22 protein-coding genes are annotated in these 20,670 nt (G+C 62.3%); 13 read left to right on the top strand and 9 right to left on the bottom strand.

The window, feature by feature from the left end; translation table 11 throughout:
- The first annotated feature begins 5 nt into the window (after positions 1-5).
- From E4Z66_RS13400 to E4Z66_RS13390, 3 genes are all read left to right on the top strand, one after another.
- On the top strand, positions 6-662 hold the full coding sequence (locus tag E4Z66_RS13400) for a HupE/UreJ family protein (protein ID WP_136463525.1): 657 nt from the start codon (positions 6-8) through the stop codon (positions 660-662).
- Between the two features lie 90 nt (positions 663-752).
- Positions 753-1,739, top strand: a complete 987-nt coding sequence (locus E4Z66_RS13395; RefSeq protein WP_136463524.1) for a CobW family GTP-binding protein — start codon at positions 753-755, stop codon at positions 1,737-1,739.
- The gene (locus tag E4Z66_RS13390; RefSeq protein ID WP_136463523.1) at positions 1,736-2,791 is read left to right on the top strand and encodes a WD40 repeat domain-containing protein; all 1,056 of its coding nucleotides are present in this window, start codon (positions 1,736-1,738) and stop codon (positions 2,789-2,791) included. The genes E4Z66_RS13395 and E4Z66_RS13390 overlap by 4 nt, the downstream gene beginning before the upstream one ends.
- An 81-nt stretch (positions 2,792-2,872) precedes the next feature.
- Here E4Z66_RS13390 and E4Z66_RS13385 read toward each other — a convergent pair whose 3' ends face one another.
- The 4 genes from E4Z66_RS13385 to E4Z66_RS13370 form a co-directional block, all read right to left on the bottom strand.
- Positions 2,873-3,946 (bottom strand): Hint domain-containing protein, encoded by a 1,074-nt coding sequence (locus E4Z66_RS13385; protein ID WP_136463522.1) that lies wholly within the window; start codon positions 3,944-3,946, stop codon positions 2,873-2,875.
- Positions 3,947-4,094: 148 nt separating this feature from the next.
- Entirely contained in the window at positions 4,095-5,024 is a 930-nt protein-coding gene (locus E4Z66_RS13380; RefSeq protein ID WP_136463521.1) for a sterol desaturase family protein, read from the bottom strand.
- Positions 5,021-5,431: a hypothetical protein gene (locus E4Z66_RS13375; protein ID WP_246036026.1), complete on the bottom strand. Its 411-nt coding sequence runs from the start codon at positions 5,429-5,431 to the stop codon at positions 5,021-5,023. Before E4Z66_RS13375 ends, E4Z66_RS13380 begins: the two co-directional genes overlap by 4 nt.
- Positions 5,432-5,475: 44 nt before the next feature.
- Entirely contained in the window at positions 5,476-6,039 is a 564-nt protein-coding gene (locus E4Z66_RS13370; protein ID WP_136463520.1) for a TlpA disulfide reductase family protein, read from the bottom strand.
- A 24-nt stretch (positions 6,040-6,063) separates the two neighbouring features.
- Between E4Z66_RS13370 and argH the strand changes: the two genes are divergently transcribed.
- The 6 genes from argH to E4Z66_RS13340 all read left to right on the top strand — a co-directional run bounded on the left by argH (position 6,064) and on the right by E4Z66_RS13340 (position 13,377).
- On the top strand, positions 6,064-7,455 hold the full coding sequence (argH, locus tag E4Z66_RS13365) for an argininosuccinate lyase (RefSeq protein ID WP_136463519.1): 1,392 nt from the start codon (positions 6,064-6,066) through the stop codon (positions 7,453-7,455).
- Complete coding sequence (locus E4Z66_RS13360; protein ID WP_136463518.1) at positions 7,452-7,634, top strand: hypothetical protein; 183 nt, start codon at positions 7,452-7,454, stop codon at positions 7,632-7,634. Before argH ends, E4Z66_RS13360 begins: the two co-directional genes overlap by 4 nt.
- A 1-nt stretch (position 7,635) precedes the next feature.
- Positions 7,636-7,956, top strand: coding sequence for a DUF2834 domain-containing protein (locus E4Z66_RS13355; protein ID WP_136463517.1), 321 nt, complete (start codon positions 7,636-7,638; stop codon positions 7,954-7,956).
- A gap of 90 nt (positions 7,957-8,046) precedes the next feature.
- Positions 8,047-9,240 (top strand): sugar-transfer associated ATP-grasp domain-containing protein, encoded by a 1,194-nt coding sequence (locus E4Z66_RS13350; protein WP_246036025.1) that lies wholly within the window; start codon positions 8,047-8,049, stop codon positions 9,238-9,240.
- Positions 9,241-9,447: 207 nt separating this feature from the next.
- A complete protein-coding gene (lysA, locus tag E4Z66_RS13345; RefSeq protein ID WP_136463516.1) occupies positions 9,448-10,713 on the top strand; it encodes a diaminopimelate decarboxylase in 1,266 nt (421 codons plus the stop codon).
- Between the two features lie 36 nt (positions 10,714-10,749).
- The gene (locus tag E4Z66_RS13340; protein WP_136463515.1) at positions 10,750-13,377 is read left to right on the top strand and encodes a TIGR02302 family protein; all 2,628 of its coding nucleotides are present in this window, start codon (positions 10,750-10,752) and stop codon (positions 13,375-13,377) included.
- Between the two features lie 15 nt (positions 13,378-13,392).
- Here E4Z66_RS13340 and E4Z66_RS13335 read toward each other — a convergent pair whose 3' ends face one another.
- Positions 13,393-14,277 carry a zinc-ribbon domain-containing protein gene (locus E4Z66_RS13335; RefSeq protein ID WP_136463514.1) on the bottom strand — a complete coding sequence of 295 codons (885 nt, stop codon included), beginning with the start codon at positions 14,275-14,277 and terminating at the stop codon, positions 13,393-13,395.
- A 176-nt stretch (positions 14,278-14,453) separates the two neighbouring features.
- On the opposite strand from E4Z66_RS13335, the gene E4Z66_RS13330 reads away from it, so the two are divergent.
- From E4Z66_RS13330 to E4Z66_RS13315, 4 genes are read left to right on the top strand one after another with little or no spacing between them, the layout of a single operon-like run.
- Entirely contained in the window at positions 14,454-15,131 is a 678-nt protein-coding gene (locus tag E4Z66_RS13330; protein WP_136463732.1) for a cell division ATP-binding protein FtsE, read from the top strand.
- Complete coding sequence (locus tag E4Z66_RS13325; protein ID WP_136463513.1) at positions 15,131-16,051, top strand: cell division protein FtsX; 921 nt, start codon at positions 15,131-15,133, stop codon at positions 16,049-16,051. Before E4Z66_RS13330 ends, E4Z66_RS13325 begins: the two co-directional genes overlap by 1 nt.
- Entirely contained in the window at positions 16,051-16,776 is a 726-nt protein-coding gene (locus E4Z66_RS13320; protein WP_136463512.1) for a lysophospholipid acyltransferase family protein, read from the top strand. Before E4Z66_RS13325 ends, E4Z66_RS13320 begins: the two co-directional genes overlap by 1 nt.
- Positions 16,763-17,365, top strand: coding sequence for a pyridoxamine 5'-phosphate oxidase family protein (locus E4Z66_RS13315; RefSeq protein ID WP_136463511.1), 603 nt, complete (start codon positions 16,763-16,765; stop codon positions 17,363-17,365). Before E4Z66_RS13320 ends, E4Z66_RS13315 begins: the two co-directional genes overlap by 14 nt.
- Before the next feature lie 47 nt (positions 17,366-17,412).
- On the opposite strand, the gene lpdA is transcribed toward E4Z66_RS13315, so the two are convergent.
- The 4 genes from lpdA to E4Z66_RS13295 all read right to left on the bottom strand — a co-directional run bounded on the left by lpdA (position 17,413) and on the right by E4Z66_RS13295 (position 20,665).
- Complete coding sequence (gene lpdA, locus E4Z66_RS13310) at positions 17,413-18,801, bottom strand: dihydrolipoyl dehydrogenase (protein ID WP_136463510.1); 1,389 nt, start codon at positions 18,799-18,801, stop codon at positions 17,413-17,415.
- Between the two features lie 66 nt (positions 18,802-18,867).
- A complete protein-coding gene (locus E4Z66_RS13305) occupies positions 18,868-19,257 on the bottom strand; it encodes an MAPEG family protein (RefSeq protein ID WP_136463509.1) in 390 nt (129 codons plus the stop codon).
- A complete protein-coding gene (locus tag E4Z66_RS13300) occupies positions 19,254-19,802 on the bottom strand; it encodes a hypothetical protein (protein WP_136463508.1) in 549 nt (182 codons plus the stop codon). The genes E4Z66_RS13305 and E4Z66_RS13300 overlap by 4 nt, the downstream gene beginning before the upstream one ends.
- Positions 19,799-20,665 (bottom strand): sulfotransferase family 2 domain-containing protein, encoded by an 867-nt coding sequence (locus tag E4Z66_RS13295; protein ID WP_168797800.1) that lies wholly within the window; start codon positions 20,663-20,665, stop codon positions 19,799-19,801. Before E4Z66_RS13295 ends, E4Z66_RS13300 begins: the two co-directional genes overlap by 4 nt.
- Positions 20,666-20,670 lie beyond the last annotated feature (5 nt).

Here is a 20,670-nt window from a genome sequence, read left to right as displayed (position 1 = left end):
AGAAAATGAAACTGCTCGCTAAATCTGCCGCCGTTGCTGGTCTTGCAACCCTCGCTGCGCCAGCCATGGCCCACCACCCGCTCGCCGGTGCCCCGATGGAGACGATGGCGCATGGCATGCTCTCGGGTGTTGGGCACCCGATTTTGGGCTTCGATCACCTTGCGTTTGTCGTCCTGGTCGGCATCGCCGCGGCCTTCACCGGCCAGTCGCTCAAGGCGCCGCTTGGCTATGTTGCCGGTATGCTGCTGGGCTGTCTGTTGATGATGGCCGGCGTTACGCTGCCATTTGCCGAAGTCGTCATCGGCGCGTCGCTTCTGGTCATGGGCTATGTGGTTCTGTCGGGTCGCCAGATGTCCCTGCAAACCGTGTTGCTGGCCTTTGGTGCCTTTGGTCTGTTCCACGGCACCGCTTTCGGAGAAAGCATTGTGGGCCAGGAAGCCGGTTACGGACTTGGCGTTGCCTTCGGGTATCTGCTTGGCCTTGGCCTGACGCAGTATCTGATCGCGGTCCTTGCCGGGATCGTCATGACAAAGGTTGTCAAAGCGACCGAAGCCACCGCCATCGAAGCCCGCCTTGCCGGCGCTGTGATCGGCGGCATTGGCCTGTTCCTGACGCTTGAGAATGCCGAAGGCGCTGCCTTTGCCGCCCTTGGCCTCGTCTGACCCAGCCCGTCTGACCAAGCCCGTCGGATCAAAACCGGGCGCGCTGATGATGGCGCGCCCATGGCTTCCATCGCTGCCCTGGAGGGATTTATGACAGATCAAACCACCGCGACCCCCGTTACGCTTTTGACCGGCTACCTCGGTGCCGGGAAGACCACGCTTCTCAACCGCATTCTGACCGAAGAGCATGGCAAGAAATACGCCGTCGTCGTCAACGAGTTCGGCGAGGAAGGGATCGACAACGACCTTGTCATCGGTGCCGATGAAGAGGTCTTTGAGATGAACAATGGCTGTATCTGCTGTACCGTGCGCGGGGATTTGATCCGCATCATTTCCGGCCTGTTGGATCGTGCCGAGGCTTTCGACGGCATCATAATCGAAACCACCGGTCTGGCGGACCCGGGACCGGTCATTCAGACGTTTTTCGTCGATGATGACCTGCGCGGTCGCGTCGCGCTGGATCAGGTCGTGACGCTGGTGGACAGCAAGCATTTTCTCGGCAAGGTCGAGGAAAGCCACGAGGCCGAAGAGCAGGTTGCCTTTGCCGATCTGGTCCTGCTCAACAAGACCGACCTTGTCTCGCCCGAGGAACTCGCCGCCGTGCGCCAGAAGGTGCTGGAGCTGAACGGGCAGGTGCGTCTGATCGAAACGCAGCAATCCAATGTGGCCATCAGCGAGGTGCTTGATCGCGGCGCGTTCGACCTGAGCCGCATTCTCGAGATAGAGCCGGGCATTCTGGAAGAAGACCCGGAAGATCACGAACATGATGATACGGTGACAAGCTTCTCTCTGACCGCCGAACATGCGCTTGATGCGAAAAGCTTTTCGCTTTGGATGCGCAGTCTGGTGAAGGAAGAGGGAACCAGGATTTTCCGATCCAAGGGTATTCTCAGCTTCGATGGTGCCGACAAGCGCTATATTTTCCAAGGCGTCCACATGGTGATGGACAGCCAATGGGGCGCGGCGTGGAAAACGGCCGAGGACCGGACAAGCCGACTGGTCTTCATCGGGCGCGGACTTGATCAGGCAAAGATCAAGCGCGGGTTCGAAACCTGCTATGCGAAGGTTGCGGCATGAACATCCAGTTGGAACCAAATCTGGATCGCGGGATCAAAACCATCGCTCCGGGTATCGAAGCCAGCGAAAGGCAGCTTGATGCCAATGTGACCTGTCTGGCACGGCAGGGCGATACGATCATTGCCGGTCTGGGCAACGGCGAGGTCGTCGCGCTGGACAATGGCGGAATGAGCGTGCTCGCCCGTCATGAAGGGGCGGTGACCTCTGCCGTGTCGACAACGCGGGGTGTCGTCTATTCGGCGGGGCAGGATGGCGTGGTTTATGCGTCGACGATAGGGGGGGCGGCGAAGCCGATCTTTCAGTCTGGCGAGTGGATTACGGCGCTGGCCGTGTCGCCCGATCAAAAGCGCCTCGTGATTGCCGTGGGGCCGCGCCTGATCGTGTTGGAAGAGGATCAAATCATCGCCCGGTTCGTGGATCATCCCTCCACCGTGACGGGTGTCCGTTTTCTAAGCGATGGCAAGCGCTTGGCTGCCAGCCGGTACAATGGCGTTTCGATTTGGTCGGTCGAGGAACTGCGCAAGCCGGAAGACCTGAAATGGGCCGGATCGCTTACCGGGATGAGCGTATCACCCAATGACCAATACGTCGTTGCCGCAACCCAGGACCGCGAATTGCATGTGTGGGATCTGGTTTCTGGCCGGGACTTCCGTTTGGGCGGTTACCAGCGCAAGGTGAAGGCCTTTGGTTGGACGCAAGACAGCACATATCTCTATACCTCGGGCGCGGACGTCCTTGTAGCATGGGGGCTGGCGGGAGACCCCGGTGCCATTCCGCCGGTTGAGATCGGATATGCCTTTTCCCAGACCATCAGCGCGGTCGCCGAAACGGGGCGCCCGGATCGCATGGTGGCCGGATACACGGATGGCAGCGTGATGGTCGGCGAAGCCCGCAAGGGCACTGCCAAGATCGCCCGCAGCGGAAACGGTGCCTTGGTCACGGCGATTGTCGCGGACGCGGCCTTGACGACATTCGCCTTCGGGACAGGGGACGGGCGCGTTGGTACAATCACGTTGGACAGTGGCGCGGATGGGACTATTGGCACCGCATAGCGCCTTTGCGCCCGCGCCGCCTGGCTTGCGCAGGGGCCTGTTCTGGCCCCCGCAGACCTGACCCCCGCAGACCTGGGCGCATCAGGCCGCGTGTGTCAGAAGGGCCGCTTCAGAGGCGGTCAGGTTGCGCCGCGCGAAGCTGCCATAGCTGTGCGGGTCCAGGGACAAGTCGGGATAGAGGCTGGTGAGCCGTTTACGGTCATCATCCGCCAATGTCGAAAAGGCTGCATTGGCGGGATGGAAGCTTTCTGTCGCGACGCCATTGGCCCAAAGCACCTGGTGGCGCTCTAGCAGCAGGTGGACATAGGTCACATGCCGTACCGTCAGGTCCACGGCTATCGTATCACCGTTCACAAGATCGCGCGCGGCAACAAGCACTTCGGGCGTGTTGAAGAGGTCCTGCGCCACGCGGCCCGATATCAGCATCCGATGTTCGGGAGAGACAAGAAGCTCTTCTTCCGGCCGGTCGATGCCAAGCGCGCCTGCGCGGATGCGCACCGGACGCAATGTGGGCATCGCGTAAAGCCGGGCACCCGACATACGCCGTGCGCCGACCCACTGGATTTCCTGCGGGCCGTTGTCCTTGGTCTGCACATAGTCGCCGGCTTGCAGCTCTTCGATCAGCTTGGGTCCGTCCGGCGTCAGGATACGTGTGCCGTGGGTAAAGCAGATGACACCGCCCGCGTCGGAAGGCGCGGCGCTGCGGGCAGGGGCGGCGGCAGGTGTATGCTCCACCACCCACAGGTCGGTATCCCGCGGCGGCATCTGCCCCGCGAACATCAGCAAGGGATTGGTGGCCTTGCCCGTGTCAATCAGCGTTACGGTATAGCTGCGCGCGCCATCGGTCACTGTGAAGATGTTGTCCGAAAGGCCCGAGCCAAGATCGGCGCTGCGCTCGCGCGGCTTCGCCTGCTCTGTCTCAAGCGCCCGCCCCACGAGGCGTTGCACCATCTTTGCGGCGCTTTTGCGAAGTTGCTCGCCACCATTCGCATTCTCAAGTCGCAGAAGATCATTCGGTCCGTCCACCCGCAGCGCGTCCCCACGCCAGGACCAAGCCGCCCCGACGGTCAGTGCCGTCTGCGGAGCGTTGTCGAGCCCGTCTACCTCTGTCTGCGACCAGGAAATGACGAACGTGCCTGAATAGCCCGTCACCATGCCTGTATGTCTGCCTTCGTATTATTATTAACAGAAGCTTACCAAACGAGGGTCATGTGGAAAAGTCTGTTTGGGCCACCGCGCAGGGTTGTTGCAATTTAGCATAACTCTGGGTTGCGGTGCGGGATATCCACAGACGCAGATGGGCCTAGCCTTTGAAGCCGGGCGTGCCGCGATCTTCCGGGTGGCGGCGCAGGTGATCGGCCTGGATTTCCTCCGATGTCCCGCGTGAGCCATCATGGCTCCACCCCGGTGGAGCAACGGCATATAACAGCCTGTCGCGCATGGAAATTCCGCGCTGGGTCACGTCGCGGAAAATGCCCACCCATTCGTGAAACGCGACACGGATCGGGTTGAAGCTGCCGATGTTATGCACAAGCCCGAAATCGGGTTTTTCCTCGTCGAGTTCCGGCACGAAAGTTCCGAAAAGCTTGTCCCAGACGATGAAAACGCCTGCGTAATTGCTGTCGAGGTAACGCGGATTGCGTCCATGGTGGACCCTGTGATGGGATGGGGTGTTCATCACTGCCTCGAACCATTTTGGCATCTTTCCAATGGCTTCGGTGTGAATCCAAAACTGATAGATCAGGTTCAGCCCGCCGCAGAACAGCACCATCGCGGGGTGGAACCCCAGCAAGATCAGCGGCGCGCGCACGACCATCATGAAGGTGAAGGTGCCCGTCCATGTCTGCCGCAGCGCCGTGGTCAGATTGTAGTGTTGGCTGGAATGGTGATTGACGTGCGAGGCCCAGACCCAGCGGATGCGGTGGCCAAACCGGTGGACCCAGTAATAGCGCAGATCATCCAGCACGAAGCACAGCAGCAAAGCCCACCAGCCTGTGCCAAGATCCAGCGGGGTGAGCGTCCAGAGCGCCATGAAGAACCCATAAGCCACAAAGCCGAGCACGAGGCCCGAGGCCACATTTCCCGCACCCATGATCAGCGAAGTGACCGCATCGCGGGTTTCATAGCGCCCGCCGCGTCCCTTGATGACGATCCACGCCAGTTCGATGGCAATGGCGGCGATAAAGAACGGCACGGCAAGTTGCACCACGTCGGGGTAGCTCAGATCGGTCATCCGGCAGGTTCCAATTCTTGTTTCCAGGCGGCGCGGACCTGAGCTGGCAGCGGCACATGCACGGATGGCGTGGCATAATCGCGAAACCGCACCGTCAGGCCCGTTGGTGTTTCGGTGATCCGGTATTGGGAAAGGGGATGTGCAACCGTGTCCGCCCCGAACCGCCACACAAGGCCACGTTGGCCATTTTGGGTGCGGATCAACGCGGCACGCGCATTGGGGGTCGGGGTGCAATGAATCGCGGGATCAGCGGGATATTCGCGGTCCCATGCCGCCTTGGCCTGCGCCGCATCCAGCGCAGGCACGTCGCTCAGTCCCAGCAGATGCAGCACCAACGTCACGGCGGCAATTCCGCCGACGACAAGGATCAAAAGCAATTCGAGCGGCACATCTCCCTCCTGTGCCACCTATTGCGCGTCGTGAGGCGCCGTTCGTCAAGACAGGCGTTACGTCAGCTTTCTGCTGGAAGAAGCGCGCGCAGCACCGCTTTGGCGCTGTCCGAAGACCAGTCCGCGTCACCGCGCAGCCGTGCGATCTCGTTGCCGTCGCGGTCAAGGATCACGGTGATCGGCAGGCCAAGGATCGCCATCTGCGAGGCCAGCTTTTGGCGCGGGTCCTGGTGGCGGGGCAGGTTGGTCACGCCGATTTCGTCAAAGAATTTCTTGATCCCGGCCGGAGAATTGCGCCCGGTGGCGATGGTCACGACCTCGAAATCGTCGCCGCCGAACGTGCTTTGCAGCTCTGACAGCATGGGCATCTCCTTGCGGCAGGGCGCGCACCACGTTGCCCAGAAGTTCAGCAGAACGACCTTGCCGCGATAATCCTCCAGCGTGCCTTCGCCCGCGCCGTCCGCAAGCTGAAATGCCGCTGTTCCGGCTGGCTTTGGCTCTGAATGGATCACCAGCTTTTTCATGTCGCCGTCACGGGCGGCGGCGGCGGCCTCCAGATCGGCAAGCGCGGGGCTGGCACCCATTCCGATAGACAGATAAAGAGCAGCGACAAGAAGACGTTTCATCTTTCCTCCAGGGGGCACGGGGCCATGACCAACAAGAGCGCAAACCAGATGTGGGGCGGACGTTTCAGCGCCGGGGTCGATGCGATCATGGAGGCGATCAACGCTTCCATTTCCTTCGACCAGAGGCTCGCCGCGCAGGACATCGAGGGCTCTCGTGCCCATGCCGCCATGTTGGCCGCCACAGGCATCATTACGGATAGCGACGCTGAGGCCATTCGGGAAGGGCTGCTCACGGTCTTGTCAGAGATCGAAGGCGGCGCGTTCGAATTTTCTGCCGCGCTGGAAGATATTCACATGAATGTCGAAGCCCGCCTGAAAGACCTGATTGGCGAACCCGCAGGTCGCCTGCACACCGCCCGGTCGCGCAACGATCAGGTCGCGCTCGACTTTCGGATGTGGGTGCGCGATCAGGCCGACGCCGCGATCTCGGGCATCGAAGCATTGCAACGCGCGCTGCTGTCGCAGGCCGAGATCGGCGCCGATTGGGTCATGCCGGGTTTTACCCATCTGCAAACCGCGCAGCCTGTCACATGGGGCCACCATATGATGGCCTATGTTGAAATGCTGGGTCGCGACGCCGCCCGTTTCCGCGACGCGCGCGTGCGCATGAACGAATCGCCCCTTGGTGCGGCGGCCCTCGCCGGGACTTCCTTCCCGATCGACCGCGAGATGACCGCGCAGGCGTTGCGGTTCGACCGCCCGATGGCGAACTCGCTGGATGCCGTTGCGGACCGCGACTTTGCGCTGGAATTTCTTGGCGCGGCGTCGATCTGTGCGATGCACCTGAGCCGTCTGGCCGAAGAACTGGTGATCTGGTCCTCGGCGCAATTCCGGTTCGTGACCCTGTCGGACAGTTTTTCGACCGGCTCGTCGATCATGCCGCAGAAAAAGAACCCGGACGCGGCGGAACTTATCCGCGCCAAGGTCGCCAGGATTTTCGGTGCGCAGACCGCGCTGCTGATCGTGATGAAGGGCCTGCCGCTGACCTATTCCAAGGATATGCAGGAAGATAAGGAACAGACCTTCGACGCCGCCGACAACCTGATGCTGGCGCTGGCCGCGATGGAAGGCATGGTGCGCGATATGACGGGCAACCGGGACCAACTGGCCGCCGCGGCGGGGTCGGGTTTCTCGACCGCGACCGATCTTGCCGATTGGCTGGTGCGCGTTCTGGGCCTGCCGTTCCGCGAGGCGCACCATATCACCGGTAGTCTCGTCGCCTTGGCCGAGCAAAAGGGATGTGACCTGCCGGACCTTTCGCTGGAGGACATGAAATCCGTCCATGACGGCATCACGGGGAATGTGTTCGATGTCCTCACCGTGGAAAATTCGGTGGCATCGCGTATATCTTATGGGGGAACGGCCCCTTCCTGCGTGCACGCACAGGTGGCCCGCTGGAAGGAGACCCTTGGATGACACGCCTTGCCCTCGCCCTCGCCACGGTCAGCCTGATCGCCGCATGCGGCGCGGATGGCGACCCGGTGAAACCCACGGCCAATCTCAATGTCGGCGTTTCCACGGGCGGCGTTCACGCCGGCGGGTCCGTGGGCGTGCGCAAGGGGCCGTGGAACCTGTCTCTGGGACGGATTTTCTGACATGCTCCGCTGGCTTTGGCTGGCGCTTGCGATCTGGGGCGCGATCCATCCGATGGCCTATTTCATCGCTTGGTTTCAGGCCAATGGCTGGTCGCTGATGGCGATGGTCGAGGCATGGCACGCCAATGACGCCACGTCCGGGCTGGTCTGGGATCTGACGATTGCCGCGATTGCGCTCACGCTCTGGGTTCTCATCGAAACCGCACAAACCCGTGCATGGGCCCGGCTGTTGGCGATCCCTGCAACCTTCTGCATCGGTGTCAGCTGCGGTCTGCCGCTCTATTTGTTCCTCCGCTCCAATCCCGGCGGATCCCGCGATTAACCCCAAAATCCGAAACAATCGCGCCTCAATTTGACCATTATCGCCCGCTACCAACGCCCTCGACCGCAATCGCCCGAGGAGTTCGTGACCGTGACCGCTTCTGCCACTCTGGACAAATCCCTGTTGGCCGCACCCAAAGCCCCCAAGCCGCCGGCCGCCGAAACCATGGTGCGCATCGCGCGGGAATATGGCGTGTCGCCGCTCCGTCAAATGCGCGAGATTTTTGGCCTGCGCTATGGTCCGGGCAAGCTGGCAGCGCATGAATATGTGTCCACGGGGGCGTTCCGCCCGGATTTCTCGACCGAACAAAAGCGCGAATTCGTCGGGCGCACAGGGTCTTATGACCTGAACGTCGCAGCCAGCCCGATGAAGCTGACCGTCTCGCGCGGCTTTGTGCGCGACAAGGTGCTGTATACCCAATTGCTGCGCTCGCTTGGACTGCCCGCAACCGAAACGCAGGCGGTAATCCACAGCGCACGCCACCTTGGCGATATTCCAGCGCTGCGGCAACCGCGCGACGTGGCCGATTTCCTGCGCACGCGCGCCACCTATCCGCTTTTCGGCAAGCCTGTCGAAGGGTCTGGTTCGGTCGGTTCGGTCCTGATCATGTCCGTCGATCAAGAAGCCGGGTTGCTGCATCTGGGCAATGGAAAACGGGTCGATCTGGGCGCGTTCTCGCAAGAGGTCATCTCGGAATACCCCGAAGGGTTCCTGCTGCAATCGGCGATCGAACAACATGAAACACTGGCGAATGTGACTGGCGCCGCTGTGGGCACCCTGCGCGTCGTGACCCTGCGCGACGCGGACGGAATCGCGCCTCTCTACACGATCTGGAAAATCCCCTCGCCGCGCGCCATGTCGGATAATTACTGGCAAGACGGTTCGATGATCGCGCAGATCGACGCAGAGGGAAAAGTGACCCGCTGCGCCCAGGGCGCCGGGCCAGATTACGGGCAAGTGGAAAAACATCCCGCATCAGGCGTCGCCTTCGAGGGCCTGCAAATCCCCCACTGGCAGCGCCTGCACGACATTGCCGTCAAGGCACATGGCCTGTTCCCCGAATTCGGCGTGATCGGCTGGGATATCGGCATGGCCCAGGATGGCCCGATCATCATCGAGGCAAATGACAACCCATTCCACGCGCTCTATCAACTGGCTGCGGACCGTGGCATCCGAAATCCCGATTTCCTGCCACGTTTCGAAGCCGCCGCCGCTGAAAGCCAACGCATCCTGAGCAGCAGGATCGAGGTCTTCAATGCCCGCCAAGCGGCCAAGAAATCATAACCCCAACGCAAACACCGCCACCGCCTTGATTCGCGCTTTCGCCTGTTTCGAAATACTTTGGGGAGTTTGAGGGGCAACGCCCCTCATTCATGAACCAGAAAAGGCGTCGGCGCAGCCGGCAATCTGGTCGCGGCGCTCCTGTCTTTGCGCCACGCACCGCACAATCGGATGATTGCACCAAGGGGGCATTCCGCGTAATCGGCGGATATGGATCATTTTCTCTATCGCGACGGCGCTCTCCATGCCGAAAACGTTCCCATAGCCGAAATCGCCTCGGCTGTCGGCACGCCCTTCTATGTATACTCCACCGCGACGCTTCTGCGCCATTTCAAGCTCTTCGACGAAGCGCTGGATTGGGGGCCGCATCTGGTCTGCTACGCGATGAAAGCCGCCTCGAACCAGGCAATCCTGAAAACGCTGGCAGAGGCCGGCGCGGGCATGGATGTCGTTTCCGAAGGCGAATACCGGCGTGCCAAGGCCGCTGGCGTGCCGGGCGAAAAGATCGTGTTTTCCGGTGTCGGCAAAACCGAAGGTGAGATCCGCACCGCGCTGACCGGCGGTATCCGCCAGTTCAACGTGGAATCAGAGCCGGAGATGGAAGTGATCTCTGCCGTGGCGACGCAGCTTGGGCTGATCGCGCCCATCACCATCCGGGTCAACCCCGACGTGGACGCCAAGACCCATGCCAAGATCGCGACCGGCAAGTCCGAGAATAAATTCGGCATCCCGATTTCCCGCGCGCGCGACGTTTACGCCCAGGCCGCGCGCCTTCCGGGGCTGAAGGTCGTGGGGATCGACGTTCATATCGGATCGCAACTGACTGATCTCGAACCGTTCGAACTGGCCTATACCAAGGTCGCCGAGCTTACCGAGGCGCTGCGGGCGGATGGGCACGAGATCACGCGGCTCGACCTTGGTGGCGGGCTGGGCATTCCCTATGCGCGCTCCAACGAAGCGCCGCCGCTGCCCACCGATTACGGGGCGGTGATCCAGCGCACGGTCGGGCATCTGGGCTGCGAAATCGAAATCGAGCCGGGCCGCCTGATCGCGGGCAATGCGGGTATCTTGGTGACAAAGGTGATCTATGTGAAATCGGGCGAGGGCCGGAATTTCCTGATCCTCGACGCGGCGATGAATGACCTGATCCGCCCCGCGATGTATGACGCATGGCACGATATCGTCCCGGTGGTCGAACCTGCGCCGGGCAGCGATCTTGCCCAATATGACGTTGTGGGCCCGGTCTGCGAAAGCGGTGATACCTTTGCCAAAGGGCGCATGATGCCAGCGCTGGGGGCGGGCGATCTGGTCGCGTTCCGCTCTGCCGGGGCTTACGGCGCCGTTATGTCGTCGGAATATAACACCCGGCCTCTGATCCCGGAGGTTTTGGTGCATGATGATCAATTTGCGGTTATTCGCGCACGTCCGACCTTTGACGAAATGATTGATCGCGATACCATTCCTTCATGGCTATGATACTATCCTTGAAATAGCCCGACAGGAGCGCGGCCTATGGCGAATTTCTCCCGGCACGACAAACACCGCAGTCTGAAGGCCTTGCGATGGCCTTTGATCTGGACGCGGGCCGGGATGATTGGCGAACGTCTGGTACACGCGCTCTGGCCGCTGTTCAGCGTGGTTCTGCTGGCACTTGCGGCGCTGATGCTGGGTCTTCAGGACATCGTTCCCATCGAAATCGTCTGGGCGAGCGTGGTGCTTGTGACCCTTGGCGCGCTGGCCGCGCTGGTCTTTGCGATGCGGCGATTCCGGCTGCCCAGCCGTGAAGAAGCGATCGATCGGCTGGATGCGTCGCTCAAAGGGCGTCCGATTCGGGCACTTATGGACGAACAGGCGATTGGCGACACCGATGCCGCGTCCACGGCTGTCTGGCGCGCGCATCAGGCGCGCATGGCGGACCGTGCCGCAGGGGCGCAGCCCGTCGCCCCGGAAATCCGCACCGCAACGCGCGATCCATACGCGTTGCGCTTTGTGGCTATGGTCGCTTTTGCGGTCGCGCTGCTGTTCGGTTCTGTCTGGCGCGTCGGATCGGTCGCAGACCTTGCGCCCGGATCGGTGGAAACGGCCGCTGGTGGGCCGATTTGGGAAGGCTGGGTGGAACCGCCACGCTATACGGGGCGGCCTGCGCTGTATCTCAACGACCTTGAGCCTGGCCAGCTTGAGGTTCCGCTAGGAACGCTTGTGACCGTGCGGCTTTATGGCGAACTTGGCGCGCTTACCGTGGCGGAAACGGTATCGGCCCGTGTGGGGGAGGTCCCGCCCGCCTCTGACCCGGTACAGGAATTCACCATCCGGCAGGCCGGCCAGATTGAGATCGCAGGCCCCGGTGGCCGGTCGTGGGAGGTCGCGGTTACGCCGGATGCGCCGCCCACCGTGTCCCGGATCGGCGATGTGGAAGCCGCCGCGCTGGGTGAGGCGACGATCCCCTTCACCGCGCAAGACGATTACGGCGTAGAAGCGGGCGAGGCCCGGATCGCGCTGGATGTGGCCTCTGTCGATCGTCGCTACGGGCTGAGCCTTGCGCCAGAAGAACGCCCGCAATTGGTTGTGGGCCTGCCGGTGCCTTTGGCGGGCAGCCGCGCCGATTTCCAAGAAGCGTTGGTCGAAGATTTCTCCAAGCATCCATGGGCGAACCTGCCGGTGACGCTGCAACTTTCCGTTCTGGATTCTGCCGAACAAAACGGTCTGTCAGAGGTCGAACAGCTTGTCCTGCCGGGCCGCCGCTTCTTTGACCCGATGGCCTCCGCTTTGATCGAAATGCGCCGTGACATCCTATGGAACCGGAACAACACCGCCCGCGCGGCCCAGATCATGCGCGCCGCGGCGCACCGCCCTGCCGATGTGTTCCGCAAGGAAACCACGCAGTTGCGCGTCAACCGCCTGATCCGCCGGATGGAAACGCTGGCCCGTTTCAACCTGTCCGACGAGATGCAGGAAGAACTGGCCGAGGAACTTTGGGGCCTTGCCCTGACAATCGAAGAGGGCGATCTGGCCGATGCGCTGGAACGGCTTGAGCGTGCGCGCGAACGGCTGGAAGAGGCGATGCGTAACGGCGCCTCGCCCGATGAAATCGCGGAACTGATGCGCGAATTGCGGCAGGCGACCGAAGATTACCTCAACCAGATGCGGCGGCAGGCGGAATTGGACGCCGAAGAAAACGGCGATACCGGCGCGCAGCAACAGCAGAACGAAAATTCCATGACCATGACGCAGGATGACATCCAGCGCATGATGGACCGTATTCAGGAATTGATGGAACAGGGCCGCATGGCCGAGGCAGAGCAGGCGCTGCAGGAATTGCAGGAGCTTCTGGAAAACCTGCGTATGTCGCAGAATGGCCAGCAAGGGCAGGGCCAAAATCCGGGGCAAGAGGCAATGGACGGTCTGGCCGATACCTTGCGCGAACAGCAAGGCCTGTCCGATCAGGCATTCCGCGATCTGCAAGAACAGTTCAATCCCAACGCGCAAGCTGGCGATCAGGCCGGGAACGAAGGGCGCAATGGCAATCAGGGGCGCGGCCAAAGCCACGAAGGGCAGGGCGGTCAGGGCGAGGGCGAAGCGCAAGGCCAGGGCCAGAACGGGCAACAAGGCCAGCCGGGCCAGCAGGGCAATGAAGGCGAAGGGCTCGCGCAGGATCTTGCGGACCGGCAACAGGCGCTGCGCGACGAGCTGCGTCGCCAGCAGGGCAGCCTGCCGGGGCAGGGCTCTCCCGAAGGCGATGCGGCGCGCGACGCGCTGGAGCGGGCCGGGCGCGCAATGGACGGTGCGGAAGATGCGCTGCGCCAGCGCGACTATGCCGAAGCAATCGATAACCAAAGCCGCGCCATGGATGCGCTGCGCGACGCCATGCGCAACCTTGGTGAGATGATGGCGCAGCAGGAACAGAATGGTCAGCAAGGTCAGGGCATGGTCGAAACCGACCAGCAGACCAACAACCGCGATCCGCTGGGGCGCGATTCCGGTGGCGAAGGCGGCATCGGATCTGACCAGAACATGCTGCAAGGCGAAGAAGGACGTCGCCGGGCGCAGGAACTTCTGGATGAAATCCGCCGCCGTTCCGCAGAAACGCAGCGCCCCGAAGAAGAGCGCGATTACCTCAAGCGGCTGCTTGACCGTTTCTGAGTTTGAAGCCGTGGCTTAGTTGGCCGACGATTCCGCTGCGGCCCGATCCAGCCATTGCAGCATCTCCTGCACGCGCGCATCAAGGCCCGACCGCAGCCCATCCACCCACGTGACATAGGAAGTCAGGGCAGGGTTGGCAGGCGGAAACGCTTCGGCGATTTGCGGCGCAAAGACATAGATCAGCACCGCAATCGTGAACAGAACCAGCGCGATCAAGAAACCACGGCGGAAGCCGCGCCGCTTGCGCGCCTTGATCGGCGCGTCGGGTGCCAGATCGGCTCCGGCCACAGCACGGTCGCCGGTAGAGCGCAGCGTAGAATTGATCTCTTCGATATCGGGCAAAAGCTCGCGCCGGGAATCCAGTGCAGCAGCGGTTGCGGCTGCCTCGCCAACACTGCCACGCGCAGCGTTGCGCGGTGCGCGGCTTTCTTGCGCGGCCAGGTCGGCCTGTGCTTCCTGGTTCTCGCCGCGGATCTTGGACATGCGGTCCCGCGCTTCACGCGCCCGCTTCGTTGCCTCGTCTTCGCTGTCGGGCAGGCCCAAGTCGGGCTGCATCTCAAGGCCGCCGGCGCTGGTGTCTGCCGCGCGCGCCGCTGCTTCCCGCTCACCCTCTTGGCGCAGGATGTCCGCAACCTCCGGGTCCAGCTTCTTGCGGCTGGCCTCGCTCATCGCCGGGGCGACGGGCGTCTCGATATACTCTTCGTCCTCAGCCGGAACATCCGGTTGGTCGAGCGCGTCATCTTCGGTCGCTTCAGATGCGGTGCGGGCCGCAATGGCATCCTTGTGTTCCTGAAACCACGTCTGTCCGCAGTTGGAACATTGCACGTCGCGCCCTTCTTCCGGAATGATATCATCCGGTACTTCATACTGCGCGTCGCAATTCGGGCAAATAATCCGCATTCACTCTGGTCCCACTGTTCGCGCGGTCTTGTCTCGACCGTTGCACACACTGCCTCGCAATATCTTGTACCGAAGGTTGTGCAAATTGCAAACTGCCGCTGCGCTGGCATTGTAACCGCCTTGGCGCTGAGGCACTAATGGAACAGGTTGGGGCAAGAAAAGAGCGTGGCGGGGCCGTGATCGAACTGGAAAATGTGGCCTATAATTATGGGGGCGGTGAGTTGTTGTCGTCGGTGTCGCTGAAATTGGCGCCCGGCTCCTTCCACTTTCTGACCGGGCCTTCGGGGGCGGGCAAGACGACGCTGCTCAAGCTGTGTTACGGCGATCTTTTGCCGACAGCGGGCGATATTCGTCTGTTCGGGCGGTCCCTGGCCGAGATGGATCGGAACGATGTTGCCTTGCTGCGGCGGCAAATGGGGGTCGTCCATCAGGATTGCCGGTTCCTCGATCATCTCGATGTGGCTGAAAACGTCGCGCTGCCGCTGATCGTGTCGGGACGCGATGTCGGGGCATATGCGCAGAACCTGGACGAGCTTTTGAACTGGGTCGGGCTGACCCATCGCAGCCATGCCCTGCCGCCGGAACTGTCAGGCGGGGAACGTCAGCGCGCTGCATTAGCCCGCGCCATCATCCTGTCGCCGGACGTGGTCGTGGCGGATGAGCCGACGGGCAATATCGATTGGGAAATGTCGCAGCGGCTTTTGACCCTGCTTGTTGAACTCAACCGGATGGGCAAGACCATCGTCGTCGCGACGCACGATCTTGGCCTGATCCGTGCGGCGAAAGCCCTAGTTCAGGCGCGGGTGTTGCGCATCAGCAATCGGCGCGTGCAATTGGCGGGGGCGGACCTGTGATGCGCGCGCTTCTGTCCTTGCCCAAATCGATCTGGCGCCGCGTGACGGGCGCCGAAGCGCAATCCGACCGGGTGGTGCCGCCGTCCGGCTTTACCGCGCAACTGACCTTGTTCGCCTCTGCGGCCATGGCGTTTCTGGCGGTCTTCGCCCTTGCCTTGTCTTTGGCGTCGGGCCGTCTTGCAGACCGCTGGGAGGCCGATCTGGCCGCCGGGGCGACCATCCGCGTGGTGACACCGGCGGGGCAGCAGGATGCGCAGGTCGCGGCGGCTTTGCGCGTGCTGGATACGACGGCGGGTGTGGCCTCGGCCCGTGCGCTGACCGCAGAAGAACACGAGGCGCTCTTGGCGCCGTGGCTGGGCGAGGGGCTGGACCTGTCCACATTGCCCGCGCCCCGCTTGATCGAAATCGAAGAAACCGCCGATGGCAGCTTTGACCCGGCGGGCCTGCGGTTGCGGCTGGCGGCAGAGGCACCCGGTGCGGTGCTGGACGATCACCGCCGCTGGCGCGAGCCGCTGACCCGCGCTGCCGGGCGTCTCCGGTCCTTGGGCTGGATTGCGATGGTGCTCATCCTTGCCACGACCGGCGCCATGATCACGCTGGCTGCCAATGTCGCGCTTGCCGCCAACGCGCAGGTGATTTCCGTGCTGCGCCTTGTCGGGGCCACGGATGCCTATATCGCCCGCGCGTTCGTGCGCCGTTTCACGCTGCGCGCCGGGTTGGGCGCGTTGATCGGCACGCTGTTTGGCGTGGCCGCGATTTTGTTTTTGCCATCTGCCGGCAGTTCGGCGGGAATTCTCACCGGATTGGGGTTCGCGGGATGGCATTGGTTCTTGCCTTGGCTGGTGCCGGTTCTGGCCGCGTTCGTCGCCTTCATCGCGACCCGCGCCTCGGCCCGCCGCACGCTTGGAGGATTGACCTGATGCTGCAATGGGTCCGCTCGCTGATTTATATCGTGCAGGTTTATCTGGTGATGGGGATCTTGGGCATCGTCTTTGCGCCATGGGCAATCCTGTCGCCCAAAGGGGCGCGCGCCGCCTGTAAAACCTTCTGCCACTGGGCATTCTGGACCGCGCGCTGGATGATCGGCTTGCGCGGCGAGGTGCGCGGACCGATCCCGCAGGACGAGGTTCTGATCGCGGCCAAACATCAAAGCTTCTTCGATATCCTGCTGTTGTTCGAAGCGCTGCCCACCGCGAAATTCATCATGAAACGAGAGCTGCTCTGGACCCCCGTCATTGGTGTCTATGCCAAGCGGCTTGGCTGCGTGCCCGTCGACCGGGGCAAGCGCGGCATGGCGATCGACAAGATGGTGCGCGATGTGGAAGCAGGCCGGGCGGAGCCGGGCCAGTTGGTGATCTATCCGCAAGGCACACGGGTCGCACCGGGGGATAAGAAACCCTACAAGATCGGAACCGCGATCCTGTACGAACAGCTGGGCCAACGCTGCGTGCCCACGGCGACCAATGTGGGGCTGTTCTGGCCCCGGAAAGGCATCCTGCGCAAGCCGGGGCTTGCGGTGGTCGAATTCCTGCCGGCCATTGAACCGGGCATGGAGCGCGGCGCTTTCATGGCGACGCTGGAGCGTGAGATCGAAAGCAGCACCGATGCCTTGATGCAAGAGGCCGGGTTCAATGCGCAAGATTGACGACATCGCGGAATTGGAGGCGCTGTATCCCGCGGCGGTTCCTGCGGCGCTGGTCAAGGTCGCGCCGCGGCTGACACCGCTTTATGCGGCGTGGATCGAACAGGCGCGGTTTTGTATCCTGTCCACCAGCGGGCCGGACGGTGTCCATGGCAGCCCGCGCGGTGATGATGGCCCTGTGGTCGAAATCGATACGCCAGAACGCATCCTGATGCCCGATTGGCGGGGGAATAACCGGCTCGATTGTCTGCGCGATATCGTGGCGGATGGTCGGGCGGCGCTGTTGTTCATGGTGCCGGGCAGCACGACGACGGTTCGCGTGAATGGCCGTGCTTGGCTGACCGACGATGCGCAGATGCGCGCGCGTTTTGCCAAGGGGGACAAGTTGCCCGCGACGGTGATCGTCCTGAATGTGGCCGAGGTCTATACCCAGTGCGCCAAGGCATTGCTGCGGGCGGATTTGTGGAACCGGGATGATCGCGCGGGGCTGCCGACAGTCGGCGAAATCCTTGCCGATATGTCGCAAGGCGCGCATGGCGGGCCGGATTATGATCGCACCTATATCGAGAACGCCAAACCCCGCATGTGGTAGGCGAAAGGCGCCGCGCCCGATGGGGATCGGACGCGGCAGAACTTTAGTTAGGCGTGGATCGCCCCGTCGCCGCAGGCCAGCGCCGCTTCGCGGACCGCTTCGGAATAAGTCGGGTGCGCGTGGCAGGTCAGTGCGATATCCTCGGCCGACGCGCCGAATTCCATCCCCACGCAAATCTCGTGGATCAAATCACCCGCCGCCGGGCCGACAATATGCGCGCCAAGAATGCGGTCGGTTTCCTTATGCGCGATGATCTTCACAAAGCCTTCGGCCGCGAAATTCGCCCGCGCACGGCCATTGCCCATGAAGGAGAACTTGCCGACCTTGTAGGGCGTGCCCGCTTCTTTCAGTTGCTCTTCCGTCGCGCCGACATTGGCGACCTCGGGGTGGGTGTAGATCACGCCGGGAATGACACCATAGTTGACATGGCCATGCTTGCCCGCGACCTGCTCGGCGGCGGCCATGCCTTCATCTTCGGCCTTGTGGGCCAGCATCGGCCCGTCGATGCAGTCACCGATGGCGTAGATGCCTTTGACATTGGTCTGCCAGTCCTTGCCCACCTTGACCTGACCGCGCTCTGACAATTCGACGCCAAGCGCCTCAAGCCCCAGCCCGTCGGTGTAAGGTTTGCGGCCCGTCGCGACCAGAACCACATCCGCGTCGATGGTGTGATCGCTGTCATCCTTGCGCAGCTTGTAGTTGACCTTTGCCTTGGTCTTCATGGTTTCGACCGATTGCACGGCAGCGCCCATGATGAATTCCAGCCCCTGCTTCTTGAGCAGTCTCTGGAAGGTCTTTTGCACCTCGCCATCCATGCCCGGCGTCACCACATCAAGGTATTCGACAACGGTCACTTCCGCGCCCAGACGGGAATAGACAGACCCCAGTTCCAGCCCGATGACGCCCGCACCGATCACGACCATCTTCTTGGGCACTTTCGGCAGTTCCAGCGCACCGGTGGAGGTCACGACGATCTTTTCGTCAATCTCCACACCGGGGAGCGAGGACGCCTCGGACCCGGTCGCGATGATGATGTTCTTGGCCTCATGCACTTCGTCACCGACCTTGACCTTGCCCGCCTCGGGGATCGATCCCCAGCCTTTCAGCCAGTCGATCTTGTTCTTCTTGAACAGGAATTCGACACCCTTGGTATTCTGACCGATGGTCTCTTCCTTGTAGGTCAGCATCTGCTTCCAATCGACGGAAGGCGACTTGCCCTTCAGACCCATGGCGGCAAAGTTATGCTCGGCCTCGTGCAGCATATGCGAGGCATGCAGCAGCGCCTTGGACGGGATGCAGCCCACGTTCAGGCAGGTGCCGCCCAGCGTCTCGCGCCCTTCGACACAGGCCGTCTTGAGGCCCAGCTGCGCGCAACGGATCGCGCTGACATAGCCGCCGGGGCCGGAACCGATGACGATCACATCATAGGATGCCATGAGGGAAATCTCCTTAAAATTTGGACGTCGCTTCGACGCCGCTTGGATGTCGATTGGGTGCAGCGCTCATATCAGCGCCGCGATCAGCATAAGGATTGTCGCGCCAAGGCCGACCATCCAGATCAGGCTACGCCACGGCACCCAGCCCAGAAGATAGGCCGGCACGTAGAGCACGCGCGCGATCAGGTAGACCCATGCGCAGGTGGCGGTGAAGCCGGTGGATTGGCCGGATACGCCGATGACCAGCGCGGCGATGCCGAACAGGATCAACGCCTCGTAGTGGTTGTTCATCGCCCGCTGCGCGCGGCCCGCCGTTCCCGAAAGCTCGCGCGGCGTGTCGCGCGGAGACAGGGCATAGGTCTTGCCGACTGCGCGTTGCGCGGTTGCGGAATACAGGATGAACTGCAGCACTTGCAGCAATCCTGCCAGCGTCAGAACGGTCAATTCGGGGGTCATGATGCGGCCTCCACTGCCGATGCAATTTGTTCGGCGCGCGCAGCATAGCTGCCGATCCGGGCGGACGGGTGCGGCGCGGTCACGTGGTCGATCCCGAAAAAGCGCAGCACGCGCGCGCTGTCGGTGCCAAGAGCGACAGGCCGGCGGCCCATCAATTCATACTGTCCCACCGCTTCGAAACTGGCGCGCGCATGGGCGGCCGGAATCTGGCTGGAGCGGCGCGGGGTCAGCAGGTGAAACACCGGCGTGATGTAGATTTGTGCGCGGCGCAATCCAAGAAGCCCAAGCGTCAGGTCGATCACGCGGTTGAATGGATTGCCGCGAAGATACCCCTGCTGCTGCAACTCTGCGCGGTGCCGGTCCACGGACGGTGCGTCGAGCCAATCCTTCGAGATCAGCAACGGACCATCGAGCGCACCAGAGGTCATCTGGATCGGCGAGACATAGTCGCCGTCGAACCCCTTGTCGGCCAGCGTCGGATAATCCGGCAGCGCAAAGCGGCGGCGCGCGGAAATCGCATTGGCGTATGATCTGGCGCGGGTCATAGGCTGTCATACCATTCCATGTCCGCCGCGAAAATGGTCTCTACCCGGCTGCGGATTGCCTTCGTAAGCCGGATGGCCGTTTCCGGCTTTGGCGTTTGATTGCGCTTGGACTTGGCGATTTTCTGCGGCAGTTCCGCCCCAAAGTGGTCTGACAATTGCGCAAGGAAACTGCCCATCTCCTCGGTGCGCCCTGTCAGGTGCGGACGAAAGATCGACGGGTCCATCGAGGCCGTCTGCGGCGCGATGTGGCGATCCAGCCGAAGGCGGCTGATGGATTGCATGGATTCGATGAAATCCAGCATCATTTCAAAGCCCTTGCGCGTGTGGGCATCCTTGTTCCAGTCAAAGCCGGTTTCCGCGCTCATCCTCAGCCGGACAGGGGCAAGCTGGCGCGTGGCAAGCACGTGGGAGCGGCCCAAGTAAAGAAAGCTGGACAGCGCGCGTTTGACCGGGTCGCGCAGGACGGTAAAGCGAAAGGCGTTTTCCAGAACGGCCGGCGTATGCTGGGTTTGCAGGGTGGACATGAACACCCCGGCCTCGTCCAGATGGTGCGGCGCCGTGTCGGGTGATGTGTTGTTCTCTTCCGAGATCGAGGTGGAAATCGGCGCGCCGAATTCAAGCTGATGCAGCGCGGCAAGCACGGAATTCGTGCCGGTCTTTGGAATTCGGCCATAGACCCAATTGCCGGACGCGGGCATCGTGATCGCATCCAGCCACGCGACCATGTCGGCGTGTTTCTCGAACCGGTCCTGATAGGCCGCCCAATAGGCTTGTGCTGCCCGTTCACGCCCCGCGCGCCGCAGGGGCGGGTGCCGGAACAGGCGTCCGGTACGCAGGGGGGGAGGGGGCGTTTGAGAGGTCATTACCT

It is taken from the genome of Aliishimia ponticola (genome assembly GCF_004803475.1).
Lineage (GTDB): Bacteria > Pseudomonadota > Alphaproteobacteria > Rhodobacterales > Rhodobacteraceae > Aliishimia > Aliishimia ponticola.
The sequence above is the reverse complement of the archived record's forward strand: the minus strand, read 5'-3'. Positions and strand labels throughout refer to the sequence as shown.